This is a genomic window from Allobosea sp. CCNWLY174, assembly GCF_037120455.1.
Lineage (GTDB): Bacteria > Pseudomonadota > Alphaproteobacteria > Rhizobiales > Beijerinckiaceae > Allobosea > Allobosea lupini.
Genome location: NZ_JBBBBQ010000009.1, coordinates 126,848 through 145,444 on the forward strand (window position 1 = coordinate 126,848; position 18,597 = coordinate 145,444).

The window sequence follows — 18,597 nt, forward strand, 5'->3', positions numbered from 1 at the left end:
CATGCTCGCGATCAACGGACTGCACAGCCATTACGGCCTGAGCCACGTCATCCAGGGCATCGACCTCTCGGCGGCGCCCGGAGAGGTGATCGGCATCTTCGGCCGCAACGGCGTCGGCAAGACGACGCTGCTCAAGACGATCGCCGGCTGGGTGAAACCGAGCGAGGGTGCGATCACGCTCGGTGGGCAATCCCTGAACGGGCTCGCGCCCGACCGGATCTGCCTTTCCGGCGTCGGGCTGGTGCCGGAAGACAGGCGCATCTTCCCCGGCCTGACCGTCGAGGAGAACCTGCAGCTCGGCCTGCTGCAGGTACGGGGCCGGGCAGCCAAAGCCGAGCGCGCCGCCATCGAGCAGATCTACGACCGCTTTCCCCGCCTCGGCGAGCGCCGTCGCCAGCTCGGCACGACGCTGTCGGGCGGCGAGCAGCAGATGCTCGCCATGGCGCGCGTGCTGGTCGGTGAGCCCAGGCTGGTGCTGGTCGACGAACCCAGCGAAGGGCTGGCGCCGATGATCGTCGCCGAGGTTTTCGCCATCGTGCGCGAACTGCGCGAGCGCGGCTGCATCGTGCTTCTGGTCGAGCAGAACGTGCACGAGGCGCTGTCGGTGACGGATCGCTTCGTCGTCATCGAGCGCGGACGGATCGTCCTCAGCGGCGACGCCGAGGACGAAACGGACTGCGCGCGCCTGCTGACGGCTCTGGCGGTCTGACGCCTGGCGCTAGCCATCTCGGGCGTGGTGAGGCGGTTGCATGCAAATCCTGCAGGTCAGGCAAGGCGTGCCTGGCCCTCGACCGCAACGGCGGATTCGCGGAAGACCAACGCAAGCCGACATCGTGCACAGCGCCGCCGAAAGACGGTTTGCTGGCCGGGAGATGTGGTGACGGCGTCGGGAGGAGATCGCGTTGAAGCTGCCTTTGTGGGGGAGCGCCTTGAGCGCCACGCTCCTCGTGCAGATCGTAAGCTCCTTCGCTGCCGCAGCAGTTCCCCTTCTCGGTCCGATCCTGACACAGCGCTGGAACCTGCCGCCGGAGAGCATTGGCTATGTGTCCTCCGCCGTCTCGATCGGCATCTGCTGGTGCCTGGCCTGCGGCGGCCCGATGCTCGACCATCACGGCCCGATCCGGACCTTGCAGATCGGCCTCGCAGCAATGTGCCTCGGCCTGATCCTGCTGTCGCAACCGATCGCCATCCTCGGCTTCGCCGGCGCGCTCGTGCTCGGTCTCGGCACCGCGCCCAACAATCCGGCGGGCAGCACGATGCTGATGCGCACGGCGCCGCCCACGCATCGCAACCTGATCTTCTCGATCCGACAGGCCGGCGTCCCGCTTGGCGGAACGATCGCCGGTCTTTCGGTGGCTCCGGCCGTCATCGGGCTGGGCTTTACCCATACGATCTGGCTGATCGCGGCCATCGTCCTGCTCAGCCTGCTGGCGGTGCAGCCGTTCCAGAAGCGGCTCGATGTGGAGAGGGGGCCTGCCAATCGGCAATGGGCCCGGACGTTCCTGTCGCCCTCAGCCCTGCGCCGCGCGGCCGAAGTCATCCGCTCGCACCCGACATTGCCGCTGCTCACCGGCATGGGCATCTCGTTTTCGGTCGCCCAGACCAGCGTCCAGGCCTTCACGGCGACCTATCTGGTGACGCAGCACGGCAAGAGCCTGGCGGAGGCCGGCTACTTCATGGCCGTCCTGCTCGCCGCCAGCACGGTCTCGCGGATTGCGCTGGGCTGGCTGGCGGATCGCTGGCGCCGGGGCCTGCTCCTGCTCGGCCTGCTTCTGCTCGCCGCGAGCGCTGCGGTCGTCCTGCTCGTCTGGTCGGCAGCGGGTCCGTCATGGGCCCTGTACTGCTCGGTCGCATTTATCGGTGCGACGTCGCTGGGCTGGAACGGGGTCTACATGGCCGAGCTGGCGCGGTTGGCGCCGCCGACGCAGATCGGCGACGTCACCTCCGCCGCAAATCTTTTCGGCTTCACCGGCTCGTTCTGCGGGCCCCTGATCTTCGCCTTCATCGCCAGCCGGACGGCGAGCTTCGACTGGCCTTATCTGCTGGTCGCCGCGCAATTGGCCGCCTGCGGCATCTTCGTGCTCTGGCGCCGCAGCTGGCGTTGAGGCTCCAGCCACTGCGGGGGCTCGTCTCCTCGTTGCCGCTCGCATGGTCGACGAGGGCCTCTCCTAGCGACTGCTGGCTTCGAACAATCCAGCCCGCCGGGCATGGCCGCGAACGAGCTCCAGTCCGAAGGCCGTCGGCCGCATGGCCGGTGCGCGATCATGGATCTCGATGCCTGCACGTACGCCGAAGAGGCGCTTGCCGTAGCAGATCAGGCTTTCCAATGACTGCATGATGAAGACGATCGTCGGCAGTACCTCGCGATAGCTGGCCTCGGCCGTGACCTCGTCGCCCGAGACGAAGCTCTCATAGATCGCCACCGTGAGGTCGATCAGTTCGGGCGCGAGGATCATGCCGACGCAGCCGGCGCGCAGGTTCTCGATCAGCTCGAGCCCGCCGCGGCCGTTCATCACAGGCAGGCGGCCCTCGGTCGTTTCGATCAGCTGCCGAATCTCCGTCGCCGGCCCCTCGCCCTTGACCAGCTTGATGTTCGGATGCTGCGCGACGAGGCTGCGGATGTCCTCCGCCGACAGGCCGCGGCCCATATAGGCGGGGGCGTTCTGGATCGCGACCGGCAGGTGTGTGGCATCCGCGATCCGGCCGAAGAAGCGGATGTATTCGGTTGCAGCGAAACTGCCGACCATGGGCGGCTGCAGGATCACCCAATCGGCCTTGGCTCCCTCCGCCGCTCGAACCAGCTCGACCTGCTCGGCCACCGAGGTGCCGTAGATGGTGAAGCCGAGCGGCTTAACGCCCCCGACATCCTCCGAGGTCCACTCCATCACCGTGCGCCGCTCCGGCACGGTCAGTTTGGAGACTTCCGTCGCAAGACCGAGCGCCGCGATGCCATGGGCGCCGTGCTCCAGGCAGATCTCGACCTGCCGTCGCATCGCCTGCCGATCGAGCCGCTCCTGCGCGTCGAACAGCGCGTAGAGGATCGCATGGATGCCGGTGAACGCGGTCTCAGTGGTCATGGCGTGCCTCGCTTCAATGATCAGATGTTAAACATCAGATGAATGCTTGCGCGCAAGCCCCGGACGTGACAGTTTCCCGCCGCGGGAGAGAAAACGGGCCATGGCGCGAGGCAGCAAGCCAGGAAAGATCGGCATGATGGTCGCAGCGCTCGGCGCCGCGATCGTGCGCGGCGAGATCGCTTCGGGTACCGTCCTGCCGGCCGAGCCTGATCTCGCCGAACGCTATGGCGTCGGCCGCAGTGTCGTCCGCGAAGCCGTGAAGACCCTCGTCGCCAAGGGCCTGCTCACGGTGCGGCCTCGGCACGGCACGCAGGTCCGCCCGCAGCACGACTGGACGCTGCTCGACCGCGAAGTGCTCGGCTGGATGCGCAGCGAGGATGGGCTCGACCGCGGCCTGCTGCTCGCTCTTGAAGAGACGCGCGAGATCATCGAGCCGGAGGCAGCGGCATTGGCCGCGACCCGCGCCACCCCGGAGGATCTCGCGCGCATCCGCGCGGCACTGTCCGAAATGGAAACCGGTCAGGATGATCCGCAGGCCGCCATCGCCGCCGACAAGCGTTTCCATCTTGCGATCCTCGACGCCACCAACAACCCGATCCTGCGCAGCTTCCGCGGCGCGATCGATACGATCCTCAGCGCGATGTTCGACTTCACCGTCGATGTCTTCGCCGGCAACCTCGCCAACCACGCCGCCGTCGTCGACGCAATCGCCGCCGGCGAGCCCGAACAGGCCCGCCAGGCGATGCGACAGGTGCTCGGCTACACGCGCGGCCACATGCTCTCCAGTTCCGTGCTGGCGGACGGAGCCAGCCCAAACAAGAAAACCGTCTCGGGAGAAACGCCATGAAACTCACAAAATTGCTGCTCGCTGCCGCCGTGGCGGCTGTGTCGCTGCCCGCCTTCGCCGCCTGGCCCGAGCGCCCGATCACGCTGGTCGTGCCCTGGGCCGCCGGCGGCGGCACCGATGCGGTCGCCCGCATCCTCGCGGCCGGGCTGGAGAAGGAACTCGGCAAGCCGGTCAACGTCGTCAACCGCACCGGCGGCGGCGGCGTGGTCGGCCATACCGAGATGGTCAACGCCAAGCCCGACGGCTACACGATCGGCCTCGCGACGGCGGAGGTTACGACCTATTACTGGTCGAACACCGCTCCCTTCACCTATGAGAAGCTCACGCCGATCGCGCTGGTGAACTTCGACTCGGCCGCCTTCAACGTCGCCACGAACTCGCCCTGGGCGGACCTGCGCGCCGCGCTCGACGACATCAAGAAGCAGCCCGTCGGCCACTACAAGCTCTCCGGCATGGCGGCCGGCGCCGCCTATCATCTCGCCTTCGCCGGCCTGCTTCAGCTCGAGGGCATCAATCCCAAGAGCGTCACGGTGGTGCCGAGCCAAGGCGCGGCCCCCGGCTTCCAGGAATTGGCGTCCGGCGGCGTCCAGATCGTCCCGTCCTCCCTGCCGGAAGGCAAGGCGATGTTCGATGCCGGCCGCGTCAAGTCTCTGGCGGTGATGTCGAAGGAGAAGATCGGCGCCTTCCCGAGCGTGCCGACCGTCAAGGACGCGATCGGCAAGGAGTATGAGGGCGGCACCTGGCGCGGCCTTGCCGCCCCGGCCGGCCTGCCGGCGGATGTGACGGCCCGCCTCGTCGAAGCCACCGAGAAAGTCGCGAATTCCGAGGCCTACAAATCGTTCCTCGCCGAGCGGGGCTTCGGCTACGCCTTCGCCAAGGGGCCGGCCTTCGGCAGCTTCCTCGCCACCCAGCACAAGAACAACGGCGAGATCATGGGCGCGCTCGGCCTGCGCCTGCGCCAGTAGTCGATCGTCTTGGGAGGTTTCAGGGCGCGGCGGCTTCGCCGCGTCCCGTTTCCAACACGCACACCGAGTACGCCATGAAGTTCAACGATCTGTTCGGAGGCCTCGTCTTCCTTGCCCTGTCGGGCCTGATGGCGGCCGCGTCCTGGAACCTGCCGAACCCGTCAGAGCAACCACTGGGACCCTCGGCGTTCCCGCTGATCCTGTCGGGACTGCTGGCGCTCTGTGCCGCGATCCTTGCCGTCAACGGTGCCCGGGCGACGCAGGCCGGCCCATTGATCGGCCTCTCGGACTGGGCCCGCAGCGGCGGCGCGCTGCTGCGCCTGTTGCTCGTCCCGGCAGCGGTGATCTTCTACATGCTCTTCGCCGAGACCCTCGGCTTCCTGATCTGCGCGACGGCGATCCTCGTCGTCCTGTTCCTCGCCGGCCACACGAAGCCGCTGCACGCGGTCGGGCTCTCGCTCGCGGCCGCGCTCGTCATCCACTCGATCTTCTATCTCGGCCTCGGCGTGCAATTGCCCTGGGGACCGCTCGAACCGTTCCGCTGGTAGCCATCATGCTCGACGCCTATGTCACCGCGCTTGGGATGGTGCTCGATCCCTATGTGCTCTTCGTCATCACCGCCTCGGCGATCTACGGCCTCGTCGTCGGCTGCATCCCCGGCCTGTCCGCGACGATGGCGACGGCGCTGCTGGTGCCGCTGACCTTCTTCATGCCGCCGGTGCCGGCGATCGCCGCCATCGTGACGACCTCGACCATGGCGATCTTCTCCGGCGACATTCCCGGCTGCCTCCTGCGCATCCCGGGCACGCCGGCCTCGGCGGCCTATGTCGACGATTCCTACCAGATGACGCTGAAGGGCAAGCCGGAGCTCGCGCTCGGCATCGGCCTGTGGTTCTCGGTGCTCGGCGGCCTGTTCGGCACGGCGGTGATGATGGTGGCCTCCCCGGCCATAGCCGATTTCGCGCTCGGTTTCGGCTCGGTCGAGTTCTTCTGGATCGTCATGCTCGGCCTGGGCGGCGCGGTCTTCATCGGCTCCTCGACGCCGCTGAAAGCCTGCATCTCGCTGCTGATCGGCCTGTTGATCGCGATGGTCGGCATGAACAACCCGGCCGGCCAGCCGCGCTTCACCTTCGAGTCGACCGAGATGCTCGGCGGCGTCTCGCTGATCCCGATGATGGTCGGCATGTTCGCCTGCTCGGAGGTGATGCGGCACATGGTCTCCGACGGCAGCGCCCCGCACGCCGTGGTCCAGAAGATCGGGCCGATCTTCGCCAATATGTGGCGACTGACCAAGCAGTATCCCTGGCAGCTCATCCGCGGCAGCGCGCTCGGCACGATCATCGGCATCCAGCCCGGCAGCGGCGCCGACATGGCGGCCTGGATGTCCTATGCGATGAGCAAGCGCTTCTCGAAGGAGCCGGAGAAGTTCGGCACCGGCCATCCGGAAGGGCTGATCGAGGCCGGCGCCTCCAACAACTCCTCGCTGGCGGGCGCCTGGATCCCGGCCCTGGTCTTCGGCATCCCCGGCGACTCGATCACCGCGATCGCCATCGGCGTGCTGATGATGAAGAACATGGCGCCGGGGCCGACGATCTTCGTCAACAATCCCGAGAACGTGTATGCGCTTTTCCTGGTCTTCGTCATCGCCAACCTTCTGATGCTGCCGCTCGGCTGGGCGATCATCAAGGTCGCGACGCGCGTGCTCTCCGTGCCGCGGCGCGTGCTGATGCCGATCATCCTGCTCTTCGCCATCGTCGGCTCCTACGCGATCAACAATTCGCTGTTCGATGTCGGCGTCATGCTCGCCTTCGGCGTGTTGGCCTTCGTGCTCGAGGAGAACGATTTTCCGGTGGCGCCGGTGATCCTCGGCGTCGTGCTCGGGCCATTGCTGGAGGAGTACTTCATCAACTCGATGATCAAGTCCGACGGCCGGCTGATCGGCCTGGTCGACCGGCCGATCGCCGCCGTCCTCGCCGCGATCACGATCGGGATCATCGGCTGGACGATCATCGCCTCGATACGAGCATCCAGCCGAACGGAAAAACTCGCCGGCGAGTGAGCTGCGCGCCCGGCGCGGGCACTGAAGGGAACTCTCCAGCGGGTTTGAGTCTGGAGCAGAGCCGGCCTCGTCGCCTCGCCAAGTCAGGGTCAGCTGCGCCACGCGACCTACAGACAGCTCGCCAGGGCCGCGAAAAAGGCGTCGTCGTTGATTTCGAGGTGGCGACGATAGCCCGGTTTCGCGCGGGCGCTCAGCACCACGACCACCAGGCGCTTGCGCGGATTGATGTGGATGAACTGCCCATAGATGCCTTCTGCCTGGACGGTGCCCGCTGACGGTCGATGACGCAGAGCAGCGGTTTTTTGGCAGTGAGAGAATTCAATCGATCGTCGCAATACCCTAAGATCGGAGGTTACGACGATGGCTGGTCGTCGAGCCGCCGAACTATGAGCACGTGAGCTTCAACACGCGCAATGCGGCGACTTTCCGAGCGGGATCGTCGACTTAGTCTGCAGCAAGCCGGCTCATGACGAAGCGCGTCGTTTCTTCCGCGAGTTCCTCGGGCAGTCGTCGATAACCGCCGAGAAAGGCGCGGCAGATCAGCGGGCCTGTCAGGAGATCGCAAATCCATTCGGCATCGATCTCTCCCGTTAGTTCGCCGCGCGCCCGTGCGCGCCCGAGAGCTCGCGATGTGGATGCCCTGCGCGGTGCCACGAATCCGTGCCACCAACTGCTGGCGAGCTCCGGTTCGGCACTGATATCGGCGAGCAGGCCGGGGAACAGCCCGGCGATGACGGGGTCGTTCCAGAACCGGATCTGAGAGCGCTGCAATTCCAACAGGTCGCCTGCAAGGGATCCGGTGTCAGGCGTTGGGTCGATACCATAGCCCTCGATCAGGGCACCGAGAACGAGGAGCACCTTGTTGGCGCCCCGAAGGTAGATGGTCGGCCGCGTGGCGCCGGTCCGTTGCGCAACCATGTCATAGGACAAGCGCTGGTAGCCGACCTCCGCCAGCAGATCGAGCACGGCGCGGGTGATGGCAGCATCGGTTGCACTCCGCCGGGGCCGCCCTCGCGTACGAGGCTTGCCGGCAAAGACCCCGGAAGGCTCGGGCGTCGGCTTGGCCGAGTTTGTCCTGGGCATCGCTACATCTCTTGACAGGGCCATTCGAACTAATTCATATACAGGTCGTATCGTAAATATAAGACCTCAAGGTCGTTTACACGATTTTCCCCGGGGAGGGAACCATGAAGCGCTTGTCCTATCTGTCGCGACGTCACGTTCTGGCCGGCATCGCTGCCCTGTCCACCGCCGCCGCGTCCCCACTGGCGGTCGCGCAGACCGCCGCTGGCAAGCTGCGCGAATTGAAGCTCGGCGTCTTCCCGATCGTCGATGCCGCAGTCCTTTTGCTGGCGCGCGACCGGGGCATCTTCGAGAAGCATGGGCTCAAGGTCACAATCAGCACGTTGTCGACAGCCTCGATCGTGCAATCGACGATGAGCGGACAGGTCGATGTCGCGCTCAACTCCTTGCAACATACCGCCTCCGCCAGCGCGGCCGGATTGCCGATCGGGGTCGTGAGCGGCCTCAGCCGCTGGGCGAAGGGAAGCTCCGGAGCCGACCCCGATGGCCTGATCGTCCGCAAGGGGGATGTCCGCTCGGGCGCCGACCTCAACGGCAAGACGATTGCGGTCGTGGCGCTGAACAGCGCCGACGAACTCGCCGCCCGCGTGACGGTCGACCGCTTCGGCGGCGATGCGCGCAGCCTGAAATTTACCGTGCTGCCGCCGCCCGCGATGAAGGGTGCCGTTCAGAACGGCGACGTACAGGCGGCCGTGGTCCACGACCCCTTCTACTCCTCCTTCATGGCGAGCGGAGCGTTCGCGGCTCCCTTCGGCAATCCGAACTTCCTCGCCTTCGCCGATCTGCCGCGCCTCGTCCTGATCGCCTCGCGCGACTACGCCAAGGCCAATGCGGATACGATGCGAGCGCTGCGCGCGGCAGTGGCAGAGGCGATCGCGTATGCCGAGAGCCACCCGCAGGATGTGCCGGAGGCCCTGATGAAAGGTTTCAACACGCCTGAAGCCGACGCCAAGGCCTCGGCACTGCCGAAGCTCTCGGCCGAAGTCACGGTCCCCCAGGTGGCGCAGGTGAAGAAGCTGTTCGAGGATTACAGCTTCGCGAAGGGCACGGTCGATCCGTCCGCTCTGGTGCTGGCGCCGTGAGCGGTCTCGTCTCCCTTCCCTCGGCCGGTACGCCGGCGCGCCGATCGCCGCCGCGGCCGATCGGCCCCTGGCTCGGCAAGGCAGCCTTCCTGCTGCTCCCGCTGGCGGCGTGGCATCTCCTCGTGCTCAGCGGCAAGGTCGGGCCCGAGGTGTTGCCCCGGCTCGACGCGACGCTGCTGCGCCTGGCCGCACTGATCGCCGCCGGCGACGTTCCGGCCCGCATCGGCGAGACCCTTACCGGCTGGGCGATCTCCTTGGTCATCGCGACGGCGACCGCCGTTCCGCTCGGCATCCTTCTCGGATCGAGCGCCTTCGCGCGGCAGAGCAGCCGGCTGCTGGTCGATGCGCTGCGGAGCGTCCCGCCGCTCGGGCTAATCCCGCTGGCGCTGCTGCTGTTCGGCGCGCGCCGGCAGACCGAGCTTATGGTGACCGTACCGACCATGTTGTGGCCGATCATGCTGCAGGTCAGCCATGGCGTGCGCGACATCGACCCGATGTTGGTCGAGACCGGCCGAGCCTTTCGCCTGCCGAAGGCCACGCTGCTCCGGCATGTGCTGATGCCGGCTGTGACGCCCTATCTCATCACCGGACTGCGGCTTGCCGCCGTCATGGGTCTTCTGCTCTGCATCGGCATCGAGGTACTCACTTATGTGCCAGGCGTCGGCGCGGCGATTGCGGTCGCCCAGAGCGTCGGCGCGGTCCTCGACGTCTATGCCTATACGCTGGTCGCGATCGGGCTGGGCGTCGCGATGACGCTCGCGACCTATCTCGCCGAGGGGTTGCTCGTGCCCTGGAGCCCAGCGCGCAGGACGCGGCCGTGAGCGCCCTGCGTTGGCGCCGCCTCGCGCTCGAACTTTGGCTACCGGCCCTGCTGGTGCTGCTCTGGTGGCTGAGTTCGCGCGGAAGCACGTCGCTCTATTTCCCGCCATTGGCGCAAATTCTCGATCGGTTCGCCTCGGACTGGCTCTTTGCCAGGGTCGGCAGCGACCTTTTGCCGAGCCTGCGCAATCTCGCCGCCGGCTTTGCGATCGGAGCCGGCCTGGGTGTGGCCCTCGGCGTCGCTCTCGGTCTGTCCCCGCTGGCGCGGCTCGCCCTGCCGCTGCTGGAAGTGATGCGCGCCGTGCCGGTGATCGCGCTGATCCCGCTGGTGATCATGCTGATGGGTACGGGGGACGGAGAGAAGATCGCGATCATCGCCTTCGGTACGCTGTGGCCCGTCCTGCTCAACACCACAGAGGGCGTCAGGACGATCGACCCGACGCTGCGGGACGCGACCGCGACGATGGGGCTTCGCAAGCGCGACACCCTCATGCGCGTCGTCCTGCCGGCGGCGAGCCCGCAAATCTTCGCGGGCCTGCGGCTGGCCGTGTCGATCGCACTGGTGGCGACCGTGGGCAGCGAGCTCTTCGCCTCCACCCGTGGCATCGGCTACGTCATCCTGTCGGCGACGCAAGGCTGGGACATGCCGCAGATGTGGGCCGCGCTGATCATGCTCGGCATCATCGGCTACGCCCTCAACGGCCTGATGAGCCTGGCCGAGAGGCGTGCGCTCGGCTGGCATCACAGCCACGCCGCCTCCGGCTTCGACAGCTCTCATCGCAGGGAACGCTGACATGCTAGAGATCAATGATCTGTCGATGAGCTACGGCTCCGACACGCAGGCGAAAGTCATCTTCCGGAACCTGAATTGCACCGTCGAGCGGGGCGAAATCGCCTGCCTCGTCGGGCCCTCAGGTGTCGGCAAGTCGACGCTGATGCGCTGCATCGCCGGGCTGTCGCGGCCCGTCGCCGGCACCGTGACCCTCGACGGCGCAGTGATCGACCGGCCGCACAAGGACATCGCGGTGGTCTTCCAGGACTACGGCCGCTCGCTGATGCCCTGGCTCAGCGTGCTGGGGAATGTCACGCTGCCCCTGCGCCATCGGATCGCCGATGCCGGCAGGCGCGACAGCGCTGCGGAAGCTGCCATCGAGGCCGTCGGCCTCAAGGGACACGAGCGGAAATACCCCTGGCAACTGTCCGGCGGCATGCAGCAGCGCGTCGCGATCGCCCGGGCGATCGCCTGCGAGCCGCGACTGCTGCTGATGGACGAGCCCTTCGCCTCCGTCGATGCCCAGACACGCGCTGAGCTGGAGGACCTGACGCTGGGCCTGCGCGAACGGCTCGGCATGTCGGTCGTCGTCGTGACACACGACATCGACGAGTCGATCTACCTCTCGGATCGGGTCGTGGTGCTGCGCGGCTCGCCGGCCGAGGTGGTCGACACGCTCGCCGTGCCGTTGCCGACGCCACGCGACCAGATCGCCACCAAATCGGAGCCGCATTTCGCCGAGCTCAGGGCGCGCGTGCTGCACGAAATCCGTGGCGAACGCGGAGCGGCGCCGGCGCGACTGAGCCTGGTCGGCGAAGGGCCCCTTCAGCGGACCTCGATCGCCGGGAGAACCGCGTGATGGCCACGCCACAACAAGACGCTATGGGCGTCGGAATTCCGCCGGAGCTCGCAGGCAGGCCGCCGCGGTTGGCCGGAAAGGTCGCCATCGTCACCGGAGCCGGCTCGGTCGGCGACGGCTGGGGCAATGGCCGCGCGACCGCCGCCGTCTTCGCCCGCGAAGGCGCCGAGATCTTCGCGGTGGACCGCAATGTCGAAGCGGTCGAGGCCACGCGCGCCGCGATCCTGGAGCGTGGCGGTATATGCGAAACCCACGTCGCCGACGTGACGGACGCCGAAGCGGTCGGCCGGTTGGCTGATGCCTGCCTCGAACGATACGGCCGCATCGACGTGCTGCACAACAATGTCGGCATTGCCCATGTCGGCGGCCCGCTGGACACGGCCGAGGCCGACTGGGACCGGCTGATGGCCGCCAACATCAAGAGCATGTTCCTGACCTGCAAGGCGGTCATCCCGATCATGCTGGCGCAGTTCGAGCGCGAGGGGCGCGGCGGCGCGATCGTGAATATGGGCGCGATCGCCGGCATCCGCTGGACCGGCGTGCCGCTCCTCGCCTACGCCGCCTCGAAGGGCGCGATCGTGCCGTTTTCCAAGCAGATCGCGCTGCAATATGCGCGGCAGCGAATTCGCTGCAACGCGGTCACCGCCGGTTTCCTCGAAACGCCGATGATTACCGTGCTGCGTGACGCCTATGGCGCTGCGGATTTCGACGAGATGATGCGCAAGCGCGACCGCCAGATCCCCCGCGGCAAGATGGGCACGGGCTGGGACGTCGCCCATGCAGCCCTCTTCCTCGCCTCGGACGAGGCCGACTTCATCACCGGGCAATCGCTCGTCGTCGACGGCGGCGTGACCTCCCAGACCTGGCTCGATTCCAACGACAACTGACGGGCTTGCCATCGCGGCGCCCCGCATGCCGGAGAACGCTCCATGAAGAAGATGATCATCGACGTGCGCATGAACGAGTACGCCATGCGCGACGAGAACCCGAATGTCCCGTGGTCGCCGGCCGAGATCGCCGAGGACGCCGCCGAATGCTACGAGGCCGGTGCAACCTGTGTGCATTTCCACGGCCGCAACGGTGTGACAGGCGAGCCGGAGAACAGCTTCGAGACCTATGCCGAGACGATCGAGCGCATCCGCGAGAAGGCGCCCGACGTGCTTGTGCATTCGACGCTCGGCTACGTCACGCTCACCCCGTCGGAACGACGCGTCGAGCACATCCTCAAGCTCGCGCGCAACCCGAAGACAAGGCCCGACATCGCGCCCGTTGACATGGCCTCGATGAACGTCGACGTCTACGCCAAGGACAAGAAGGAGTTCGTCACCGACGACCTCGTCTTCCACAACCCGACCAAGCTGCTGAAATACTTCACTCGCGAGATTCAGGCGGCTGGCGTCAAGACGGTCCACACCTGCTGGAACATCGGCTGTACGCGCACCGTCGACGCCTTCATTGAGATGGGGCTGATCCGGGGACCTGCCTATATCGGCTTGCTGATGTCGGAGAGCGGGCTTTTCGCGGGCCACCCCGGTACTTATCGCGGCCTCTCGGCCCATCTCGACTTCCTGCCGCGCAACGGGCCGAGCGAGTGGCTGGCACTGGTCTATCCCGGCAGCGTGCAGCCGATCGCCAGCATCGCCATCGCCGAGGGCGGACATCTCTCCTTCGGGCTCGGCGACCATCCCTATCTCGAACTCGGCGGCAAGCCGCGCAATGCCGATATCGTCCGCCATATCGCGGCCCTGGCTCGCAGCATGGGGCGCGACATCGCGACACCGCAGGAGGCCAGGGAAATTCTCGGCATCGCCGAGCCCCGGCGCGCGGCCGCCTGAGCGCGATAGTCGGAGGAGCGGGAATGAAAAAGCTGATCAACGATCCGCGCGATGTGGTCGGGCAGATGCTGGAGGGGCTCATCGGCCTCGACGGGCGACTGGCGCTGCTCGCGGGCGAGAACGTCGTGCTGCGGCGCGACGCCGCCGAGCTCGCGGCGAGGGGCGGGGTCGCGCTGATCTCCGGCGGCGGCGCCGGCCACGAGCCAGCCCATGCCGGCTATGTCGGCGAGGGCCTGCTGACGGCCGCGGTCTCCGGCGACGTCTTCACCTCGCCGAGCACGGATGCGGTCCTTGCCGCGATCCGCGCAGTCTGCGGCCAAGCCGGCGTGCTGCTGATCGTCAAGAACTACACCGGAGACCGGCTCAATTTCGGCCTCGCCGCCGATATCGCCCGCACGGAAGGCATCCCCGTCGAGATGGTGATCGTCGATGACGACGTCGCACTCGGCGCGGGCGGCGGTGCGGGCCGGCGCGGCATCGCCGGCACGGTTCTGGTCCATAAGGTGGCAGGAGCCTGCGCTGCTGCAGGCCTCCCGCTTGCCGAGATCAAAGCCGAGGTCGAGGCCGCCATCGGCGCGACCGGCACCATGGGCGTCGCCCTGTCGGGCTGCACTGTCCCCGGCGCCGATTCAGCGGGCTTCGATCTCGCCGCCAACGAGATCGAGCTCGGGCTCGGCATCCATGGCGAGGCCGGGATCGAACGAGCCCATCTCGATGGCGCCGATGCGCTCGTCGAGACCCTTATCGATCGGATCGTCGCCGACCGGGGCTTCGGCGCGAACGATCAGACGGCGCTCCTCGTCAACGGGCTCGGCGGCACGCCGCCGATGGAACTGGCCATCGTCGCCCGGGCCGCCCTCGCCGCGTTGCGCAAACGCGGCATCACCGTGCGTCGTAGCTGGTGCGGCAGCAATCTGACCGCGCTCGACATGCAGGGCTGCTCGCTCTCGCTGATGAGGCTCGATGCAGGCCGCTTGGCGCGTCTCGATGCTCCGGCATTCTCGGCGAGCTGGCAGGCGGGAGCGACGCCGCCGGTGGACCCCAATCGAGTGCAGATGGCTGCCGGCGCAGAGTCCGTCGAGGCGACCGCGGCAGAGCTCGGGCCGAAGGCGCGGCGCTTCCGCCATGTCCTGAGCGCGATTTCGCATGCCATCCGGGTGCAGGAGGCCCGCCTCACAACGCTCGACCAGGCCGTGGGAGACGGCGATCTCGGCTTCAGCCTCCGCCGTGGTGCCGACGCACTGGACAAGGCCTTCGCTGGCAATCTGCCTGCTGACGAGGCGAGCCTGCTCAGGCTCGTATCGCAGACGCTCCGGCGCAGCATCGGGGGCACCTCGGGCCCGCTCTATGCCATCGCCGCGTTGCGGGCGTCGGAAGTCCTGCGCAAGACGAATGATCCGTCCGCGCACGCCTGGGCCGAAGCGCTCACGGCTTCCTGCGCCGGTATCTCCGAACTGGGAGGCGCCGCCCGCGGCGATCGCACCATGCTCGACGCGCTGATCCCAGCGGCCGAGGCGTTTTCCGAAGCTGTGAGGAGCGGAGCGCCTGTATCCACCGCTCTGGCGCAGGCTGTTAGCGCAGCACGGGAAGGCGCAGCCGCCACGGCCGGCATGACGCCGCGCAAGGGCCGGTCGAGCTATCTCGGCGACCGGGTCGCGGGCCATCCCGACCCCGGCGCGGAGGCGGTCGCGATCTGGCTGGCCGCGCTCGCCCACGAATTCTCCGAAGCCGGAGCGGAGGCGAAGCCATGAGCCGGAAGGTCATCGTCACCGTGGCACCGACGGGCGGATTCGCGACCCGGGCCCAGAACCCGCATCTGCCGACGCAGCCGGACGAGATCGCAGAAGACGTCGCGCGCTGTCATGCGGCGGGCGCCTCCGTCGCGGCGCTGCATGCCCGCCTTCCCAATGACGAACCGACCTGCGACGCGGCGATCTATGGCCGGATCAACACTTTGATCCGCGAGCGCTGCGACATCGTCATCAACAATTCCGGCGGCGGTGGCGTCACCGGCGCGATGGGCCGCAGACTCAGCAACGATCTCTGGGAGGTCGATCTCGACGAGCGCATGAAGGCGGCCGATGCCGGCGCGGAGATCGTCACGCTGAACGCCATGACGGTTCTCGCCACGCTCGCCGGCCGCGAGACTCTGCTGACGGCCTCGCCGCGACGCGCCCGCATTTTCGCGCAGCGCCTGCGCGACAGGGGCATCAAGCCGGAATGGGAGGCGTTCAGCCCGGCCCATCTGATGCAGGACATGCGCACGCTCGCTGCAGAGGGGCTCGATCCGGCCCCGCACATCGTCAATCTCTGCCTCGGCTTCGATCATGTCTTCCAGGGCGCCATGCCCTATTCACCCAAGATTCTCCAGATGATGGTGGAATTGCTGCCAGCAGGCTCGGTGTTCTCCGTGGCGGCGGCCGGCGCGGCGCAGCTTCCCGCAACCACCCACGCGCTGCTGCTCGGCGGCCATGTCCGCGTTGGGCTCGAGGACAACCTGGACTATCTGCCCGGCGAGCCGACGACCAACCCGCGCCTGGTCGAGCGGATGGTGCGCATCATCCGCGAACTCGGCATGGAGCCGGCGACGCCCGGCGAGGCCCGCGAAATCCTCGGCCTGGTGCCGTCAAATGCGCAAGCACGCGCGGAGCAAGCAGCATGAGCATCCTCGATCGTTTCCGCATGGACGGCGAAGTCGCCATCGTCACCGGCGGGGCCAGCGGCATCGGCGCGGCGGTAGTCGAGGCCCTGCGCGAGGCCGGCGCCAGCGTGATCGTCGCCGACCGCAATGGCGAACCGTCGCTCGACGTCGCCGACGAACGGGCGGTCGATGCCTTCTTCGCCGATGTCGTGCGGCGGCACGGGCGCCTCGACGTGCTGGTCAACAATGCCGGCATCGCGATCCGCCATCCCACGCTCGAACTGTCGAGCGCCGACTGGAACAGCGTCGTCGCGGTGAACATGACCGGCATGTTCCTCTGTGCCCGCGCCGCCGCTCGCCACATGCTGCCGGCGGGCGAAGGCAGGATCGTCAATACCGCTTCGGTGATGGGGCTGTCCGGTGGGCTCTACCCCAACGTATCGTACCAGACGACCAAGGGCGCGATCGTCAACATGACCCGGGCCTTGGCGATCGAATGGGCGCGTACCGGCATTCGTGTGAACGCCGTCGCTCCCTGGTTCGTGCACACGGCTCTCACTGCGGGCCTGCTCGACCGGCCGGGCATGCAGGCCGAAATCGAGGCTGCGACCCCCATGGGGCGCCTCGCCGAGCCCGAAGAGATTGCCGGCGCCTTCCTCTATCTCGCCAGCCGGGCCTCCGGAATGGTCACCGGCCACACGCTGCCTGTCGACGGCGGCTTCCTGGCGCGCTGATGGAAGACACGAGCGATGAGCGAGCAAACCAAGCCCCGCCTGCGCAGCCAGCTCTGGTGGAGCAACCCGGACGATCCCGGCATGACCGCGCTCTATATGGAGCGCTATCTCAATTACGGCCTGACGCGGGCGGAGCTGCAATCGGGCAAGCCGATCATCGGCATCGCCCAGACCGGCAGCGACCTCGCGCCCTGCAATCGCCACCACCTGGCACTTGCGCAGCGCGTGCGCGAGGGCATCCTGCAGGCTGGCGGCATTCCCTTCGAGTTTCCCGTTCATCCGATCCAGGAAACCGGCAAGCGCCCGACGGCGGCGCTCGACCGCAATCTCGCCTATCTCGGCCTTGTCGAGATCCTGTTCGGCTATCCGCTCGACGGCGTCGTGCTGACCACTGGCTGCGACAAGACCACGCCGGCCTGCCTGATGGCGGCGGCGACCGTCGATATACCCGCGATCGTGCTCTCCGGCGGACCGATGCTGGACGGGCACGCAGACGGCAGGCTCGTCGGCTCCGGCACGGTAATCTGGGACGCGCGCAGGCGCCTCGCTGCTGGCGAGATCGACACCGACGCCTTCATGGACATCGTTTCGACCTCGGCGCCGAGCATCGGCCATTGCAACACGATGGGCACGGCGAGCTCGATGAACGCGCTGGCCGAAGCGCTCGGCATGAGCCTGCCCGGCTCGGCCGCAATACCGGCGCCATATCGCGAACGCGCGCAGGTCGCTCACGCGACCGGCGCCCGGATCGTCGGGATGGTATGGGAGGATCTGAAGCCGTCCCGCATCATGACCCGCGCGGCCTTCGAGAACGCGATCGTCTGCGCATCCGCCATCGGCGCATCGACGAATTGTCCGCCCCATCTCAACGCCATCGCGCGGCATATGGGCGTTCCGCTCGACAACGCCGACTGGGACAGGATCGGCTACGACGTGCCGCTGCTCGTCGACATGATGCCGGCCGGGCGGCATCTCGGCGAAGCCTATTACCGTGCCGGTGGTCTGCCGGCAGTCATCGCCGAGTTGCGCAAGGCCGGGCGGATGCACGAAGGCACCCTGACCGTGACGGGGCGCACGCTGGGCGAGGACAACGCCGGAGCGCGCATTCTCGACGAGGAGGTCATCCGGCCGATCGCCCGCCCGCTGCGCGACGCCGCTGGCTTCGCCGTCCTGTCCGGCAATCTCTTCGACAGCGCGATCATGAAGACCTCGGTGATCTCGGAGGAGTTCCGGCGTCGCTATCTCCGCCGTCCAGGAGACGAGGACGCTTTTGAAGGACGGGCCGTCGTATTCGAAGGTCCGGAGGATTACCACGCCCGGATCAACGATCCGGCGCTCGGCATCGACGAGGACTCGATACTCGTCATCCGCCATGTCGGTCCGCTCGGCTATCCCGGCGGAGCGGAGGTGGTGAACATGCTGCCGCCCGACGCCCTAGTCCGTCGCGGTATCGAAGAACTGCCTTGCATCGGCGACGGGCGCCAGAGCGGAACCTCCGGCAGCCCCTCGATCTTGAACGCTTCACCGGAAGCGGCAGCGGGCGGCGGCCTGGCGCTGCTGCGGACCGGCGACCGCATTCGGATCGACCTGAACAAGCGCAGCGCCGATATGCTCGTAGGCAACGACGAACTGGCGCGGCGGCGGAAGGACCTGGTGCTGCCGGGCCTGATCGACCAGACACCCTGGCAAACCCTGTTCCGCCGGCATGTCGGCCAACTCGATGGCGGCATGGTTCTGGAAGAGGCGCTCCGCCACCGGCGCATCGCGGCGATCCACGGCGTTCCACGCGGCAATCATTGAACGCGACGCCGGGGGCGCTTCGTT

The 18,597-nt window shown here is 67.4% G+C and carries 19 protein-coding genes; 16 read left to right on the plus strand and 3 right to left on the minus strand.

The window, feature by feature from the left end; translation table 11 throughout:
• The first annotated feature begins 1 nt into the window (after window position 1).
• Together V7S63_RS22810 and V7S63_RS22815 are read left to right on the plus strand one after the other, a co-directional pair.
• Window positions 2–709 carry an ABC transporter ATP-binding protein gene (locus V7S63_RS22810; RefSeq protein WP_336531894.1) on the plus strand — a complete coding sequence of 236 codons (708 nt, stop codon included), beginning with the start codon at window positions 2–4 and terminating at the stop codon, window positions 707–709.
• A 220-nt stretch (window positions 710–929) separates the two neighbouring features.
• The gene (locus tag V7S63_RS22815) at window positions 930–2,105 is read left to right on the plus strand and encodes an MFS transporter (protein ID WP_336531895.1); all 1,176 of its coding nucleotides are present in this window, start codon (window positions 930–932) and stop codon (window positions 2,103–2,105) included.
• 63 nt (window positions 2,106–2,168) lie between these two features.
• Here V7S63_RS22815 and V7S63_RS22820 read toward each other — a convergent pair whose 3' ends face one another.
• Window positions 2,169–3,077 carry a dihydrodipicolinate synthase family protein gene (locus V7S63_RS22820; protein ID WP_336531896.1) on the minus strand — a complete coding sequence of 303 codons (909 nt, stop codon included), beginning with the start codon at window positions 3,075–3,077 and terminating at the stop codon, window positions 2,169–2,171.
• 133 nt (window positions 3,078–3,210) lie between these two features.
• Here V7S63_RS22820 and V7S63_RS22825 point away from each other — a divergent pair, with 133 nt between their 5' ends.
• From V7S63_RS22825 to V7S63_RS22840, 4 genes are all read left to right on the plus strand, one after another.
• Window positions 3,211–3,924 (plus strand): FadR/GntR family transcriptional regulator, encoded by a 714-nt coding sequence (locus tag V7S63_RS22825; RefSeq protein WP_336531897.1) that lies wholly within the window; start codon window positions 3,211–3,213, stop codon window positions 3,922–3,924.
• Complete coding sequence (locus V7S63_RS22830) at window positions 3,921–4,889, plus strand: tripartite tricarboxylate transporter substrate binding protein (protein WP_336531898.1); 969 nt, start codon at window positions 3,921–3,923, stop codon at window positions 4,887–4,889. The genes V7S63_RS22825 and V7S63_RS22830 overlap by 4 nt, the downstream gene beginning before the upstream one ends.
• A 74-nt stretch (window positions 4,890–4,963) precedes the next feature.
• Window positions 4,964–5,437: a tripartite tricarboxylate transporter TctB family protein gene (locus V7S63_RS22835; RefSeq protein ID WP_336531899.1), complete on the plus strand. Its 474-nt coding sequence runs from the start codon at window positions 4,964–4,966 to the stop codon at window positions 5,435–5,437.
• 5 nt (window positions 5,438–5,442) lie between these two features.
• Window positions 5,443–6,948 (plus strand): tripartite tricarboxylate transporter permease, encoded by a 1,506-nt coding sequence (locus tag V7S63_RS22840; protein WP_336531900.1) that lies wholly within the window; start codon window positions 5,443–5,445, stop codon window positions 6,946–6,948.
• A gap of 107 nt (window positions 6,949–7,055) precedes the next feature.
• On the opposite strand, the gene V7S63_RS22845 is transcribed toward V7S63_RS22840, so the two are convergent.
• Complete coding sequence (locus tag V7S63_RS22845) at window positions 7,056–7,283, minus strand: hypothetical protein (protein WP_336531901.1); 228 nt, start codon at window positions 7,281–7,283, stop codon at window positions 7,056–7,058.
• Window positions 7,284–7,392: 109 nt separating this feature from the next.
• Window positions 7,393–8,031 (minus strand): TetR/AcrR family transcriptional regulator, encoded by a 639-nt coding sequence (locus tag V7S63_RS22850; RefSeq protein WP_336531902.1) that lies wholly within the window; start codon window positions 8,029–8,031, stop codon window positions 7,393–7,395.
• Between the two features lie 104 nt (window positions 8,032–8,135).
• Here V7S63_RS22850 and V7S63_RS22855 point away from each other — a divergent pair, with 104 nt between their 5' ends.
• From V7S63_RS22855 to V7S63_RS22900, 10 genes are read left to right on the plus strand one after another with little or no spacing between them, the layout of a single operon-like run.
• On the plus strand, window positions 8,136–9,113 hold the full coding sequence (locus V7S63_RS22855; RefSeq protein WP_336531903.1) for an ABC transporter substrate-binding protein: 978 nt from the start codon (window positions 8,136–8,138) through the stop codon (window positions 9,111–9,113).
• On the plus strand, window positions 9,110–9,934 hold the full coding sequence (locus V7S63_RS22860) for an ABC transporter permease (RefSeq protein ID WP_336531904.1): 825 nt from the start codon (window positions 9,110–9,112) through the stop codon (window positions 9,932–9,934). Before V7S63_RS22855 ends, V7S63_RS22860 begins: the two co-directional genes overlap by 4 nt.
• Window positions 9,931–10,725 (plus strand): ABC transporter permease, encoded by a 795-nt coding sequence (locus V7S63_RS22865; RefSeq protein ID WP_336531905.1) that lies wholly within the window; start codon window positions 9,931–9,933, stop codon window positions 10,723–10,725. The genes V7S63_RS22860 and V7S63_RS22865 overlap by 4 nt, the downstream gene beginning before the upstream one ends.
• Window position 10,726: 1 nt before the next feature.
• A complete protein-coding gene (locus tag V7S63_RS22870; RefSeq protein WP_336531906.1) occupies window positions 10,727–11,563 on the plus strand; it encodes an ABC transporter ATP-binding protein in 837 nt (278 codons plus the stop codon).
• Window positions 11,563–12,450: an SDR family NAD(P)-dependent oxidoreductase gene (locus tag V7S63_RS22875; protein ID WP_336531907.1), complete on the plus strand. Its 888-nt coding sequence runs from the start codon at window positions 11,563–11,565 to the stop codon at window positions 12,448–12,450. The genes V7S63_RS22870 and V7S63_RS22875 overlap by 1 nt, the downstream gene beginning before the upstream one ends.
• A gap of 42 nt (window positions 12,451–12,492) precedes the next feature.
• The gene (locus V7S63_RS22880; RefSeq protein WP_336531908.1) at window positions 12,493–13,398 is read left to right on the plus strand and encodes a beta-keto acid cleavage family enzyme; all 906 of its coding nucleotides are present in this window, start codon (window positions 12,493–12,495) and stop codon (window positions 13,396–13,398) included.
• A 23-nt stretch (window positions 13,399–13,421) separates the two neighbouring features.
• A complete protein-coding gene (gene dhaL, locus V7S63_RS22885) occupies window positions 13,422–15,149 on the plus strand; it encodes a dihydroxyacetone kinase subunit DhaL (RefSeq protein WP_336531909.1) in 1,728 nt (575 codons plus the stop codon).
• Complete coding sequence (locus V7S63_RS22890) at window positions 15,146–16,060, plus strand: beta-keto acid cleavage family enzyme (protein ID WP_336531910.1); 915 nt, start codon at window positions 15,146–15,148, stop codon at window positions 16,058–16,060. The genes dhaL and V7S63_RS22890 overlap by 4 nt, the downstream gene beginning before the upstream one ends.
• Complete coding sequence (locus V7S63_RS22895) at window positions 16,057–16,773, plus strand: SDR family NAD(P)-dependent oxidoreductase (protein WP_336531911.1); 717 nt, start codon at window positions 16,057–16,059, stop codon at window positions 16,771–16,773. The genes V7S63_RS22890 and V7S63_RS22895 overlap by 4 nt, the downstream gene beginning before the upstream one ends.
• 15 nt (window positions 16,774–16,788) lie before the next feature.
• Entirely contained in the window at window positions 16,789–18,573 is a 1,785-nt protein-coding gene (locus V7S63_RS22900) for an IlvD/Edd family dehydratase (protein ID WP_336531912.1), read from the plus strand.
• Window positions 18,574–18,597: the final 24 nt, after the last annotated feature.

Bases quoted from the DNA above. Each gene is read 5' to 3' on its own strand.
- V7S63_RS22810 (WP_336531894.1), top strand. From the start codon at position 2: ATGCTCGCGATCAACGGACTGCACAGCCATTACGGCCTGAGCCACGTC.
- V7S63_RS22820 (WP_336531896.1), bottom strand. From the start codon at position 3,077: ATGACCACTGAGACCGCGTTCACCGGCATCCATGCGATCCTCTACGCG.
- V7S63_RS22825 (WP_336531897.1), top strand. From the start codon at position 3,211: ATGATGGTCGCAGCGCTCGGCGCCGCGATCGTGCGCGGCGAGATCGCT.
- V7S63_RS22830 (WP_336531898.1), top strand. From the start codon at position 3,921: ATGAAACTCACAAAATTGCTGCTCGCTGCCGCCGTGGCGGCTGTGTCG.
- V7S63_RS22835 (WP_336531899.1), top strand. From the start codon at position 4,964: ATGAAGTTCAACGATCTGTTCGGAGGCCTCGTCTTCCTTGCCCTGTCG.
- V7S63_RS22840 (WP_336531900.1), top strand. From the start codon at position 5,443: ATGCTCGACGCCTATGTCACCGCGCTTGGGATGGTGCTCGATCCCTAT.
- V7S63_RS22850 (WP_336531902.1), bottom strand. From the start codon at position 8,031: ATGCCCAGGACAAACTCGGCCAAGCCGACGCCCGAGCCTTCCGGGGTC.
- V7S63_RS22855 (WP_336531903.1), top strand. From the start codon at position 8,136: ATGAAGCGCTTGTCCTATCTGTCGCGACGTCACGTTCTGGCCGGCATC.
- V7S63_RS22870 (WP_336531906.1), top strand. From the start codon at position 10,727: ATGCTAGAGATCAATGATCTGTCGATGAGCTACGGCTCCGACACGCAG.
- V7S63_RS22875 (WP_336531907.1), top strand. From the start codon at position 11,563: ATGGCCACGCCACAACAAGACGCTATGGGCGTCGGAATTCCGCCGGAG.
- V7S63_RS22880 (WP_336531908.1), top strand. From the start codon at position 12,493: ATGAAGAAGATGATCATCGACGTGCGCATGAACGAGTACGCCATGCGC.
- dhaL (WP_336531909.1), top strand. From the start codon at position 13,422: ATGAAAAAGCTGATCAACGATCCGCGCGATGTGGTCGGGCAGATGCTG.
- V7S63_RS22890 (WP_336531910.1), top strand. From the start codon at position 15,146: ATGAGCCGGAAGGTCATCGTCACCGTGGCACCGACGGGCGGATTCGCG.
- V7S63_RS22895 (WP_336531911.1), top strand. From the start codon at position 16,057: ATGAGCATCCTCGATCGTTTCCGCATGGACGGCGAAGTCGCCATCGTC.
- V7S63_RS22900 (WP_336531912.1), top strand. From the start codon at position 16,789: ATGAGCGAGCAAACCAAGCCCCGCCTGCGCAGCCAGCTCTGGTGGAGC.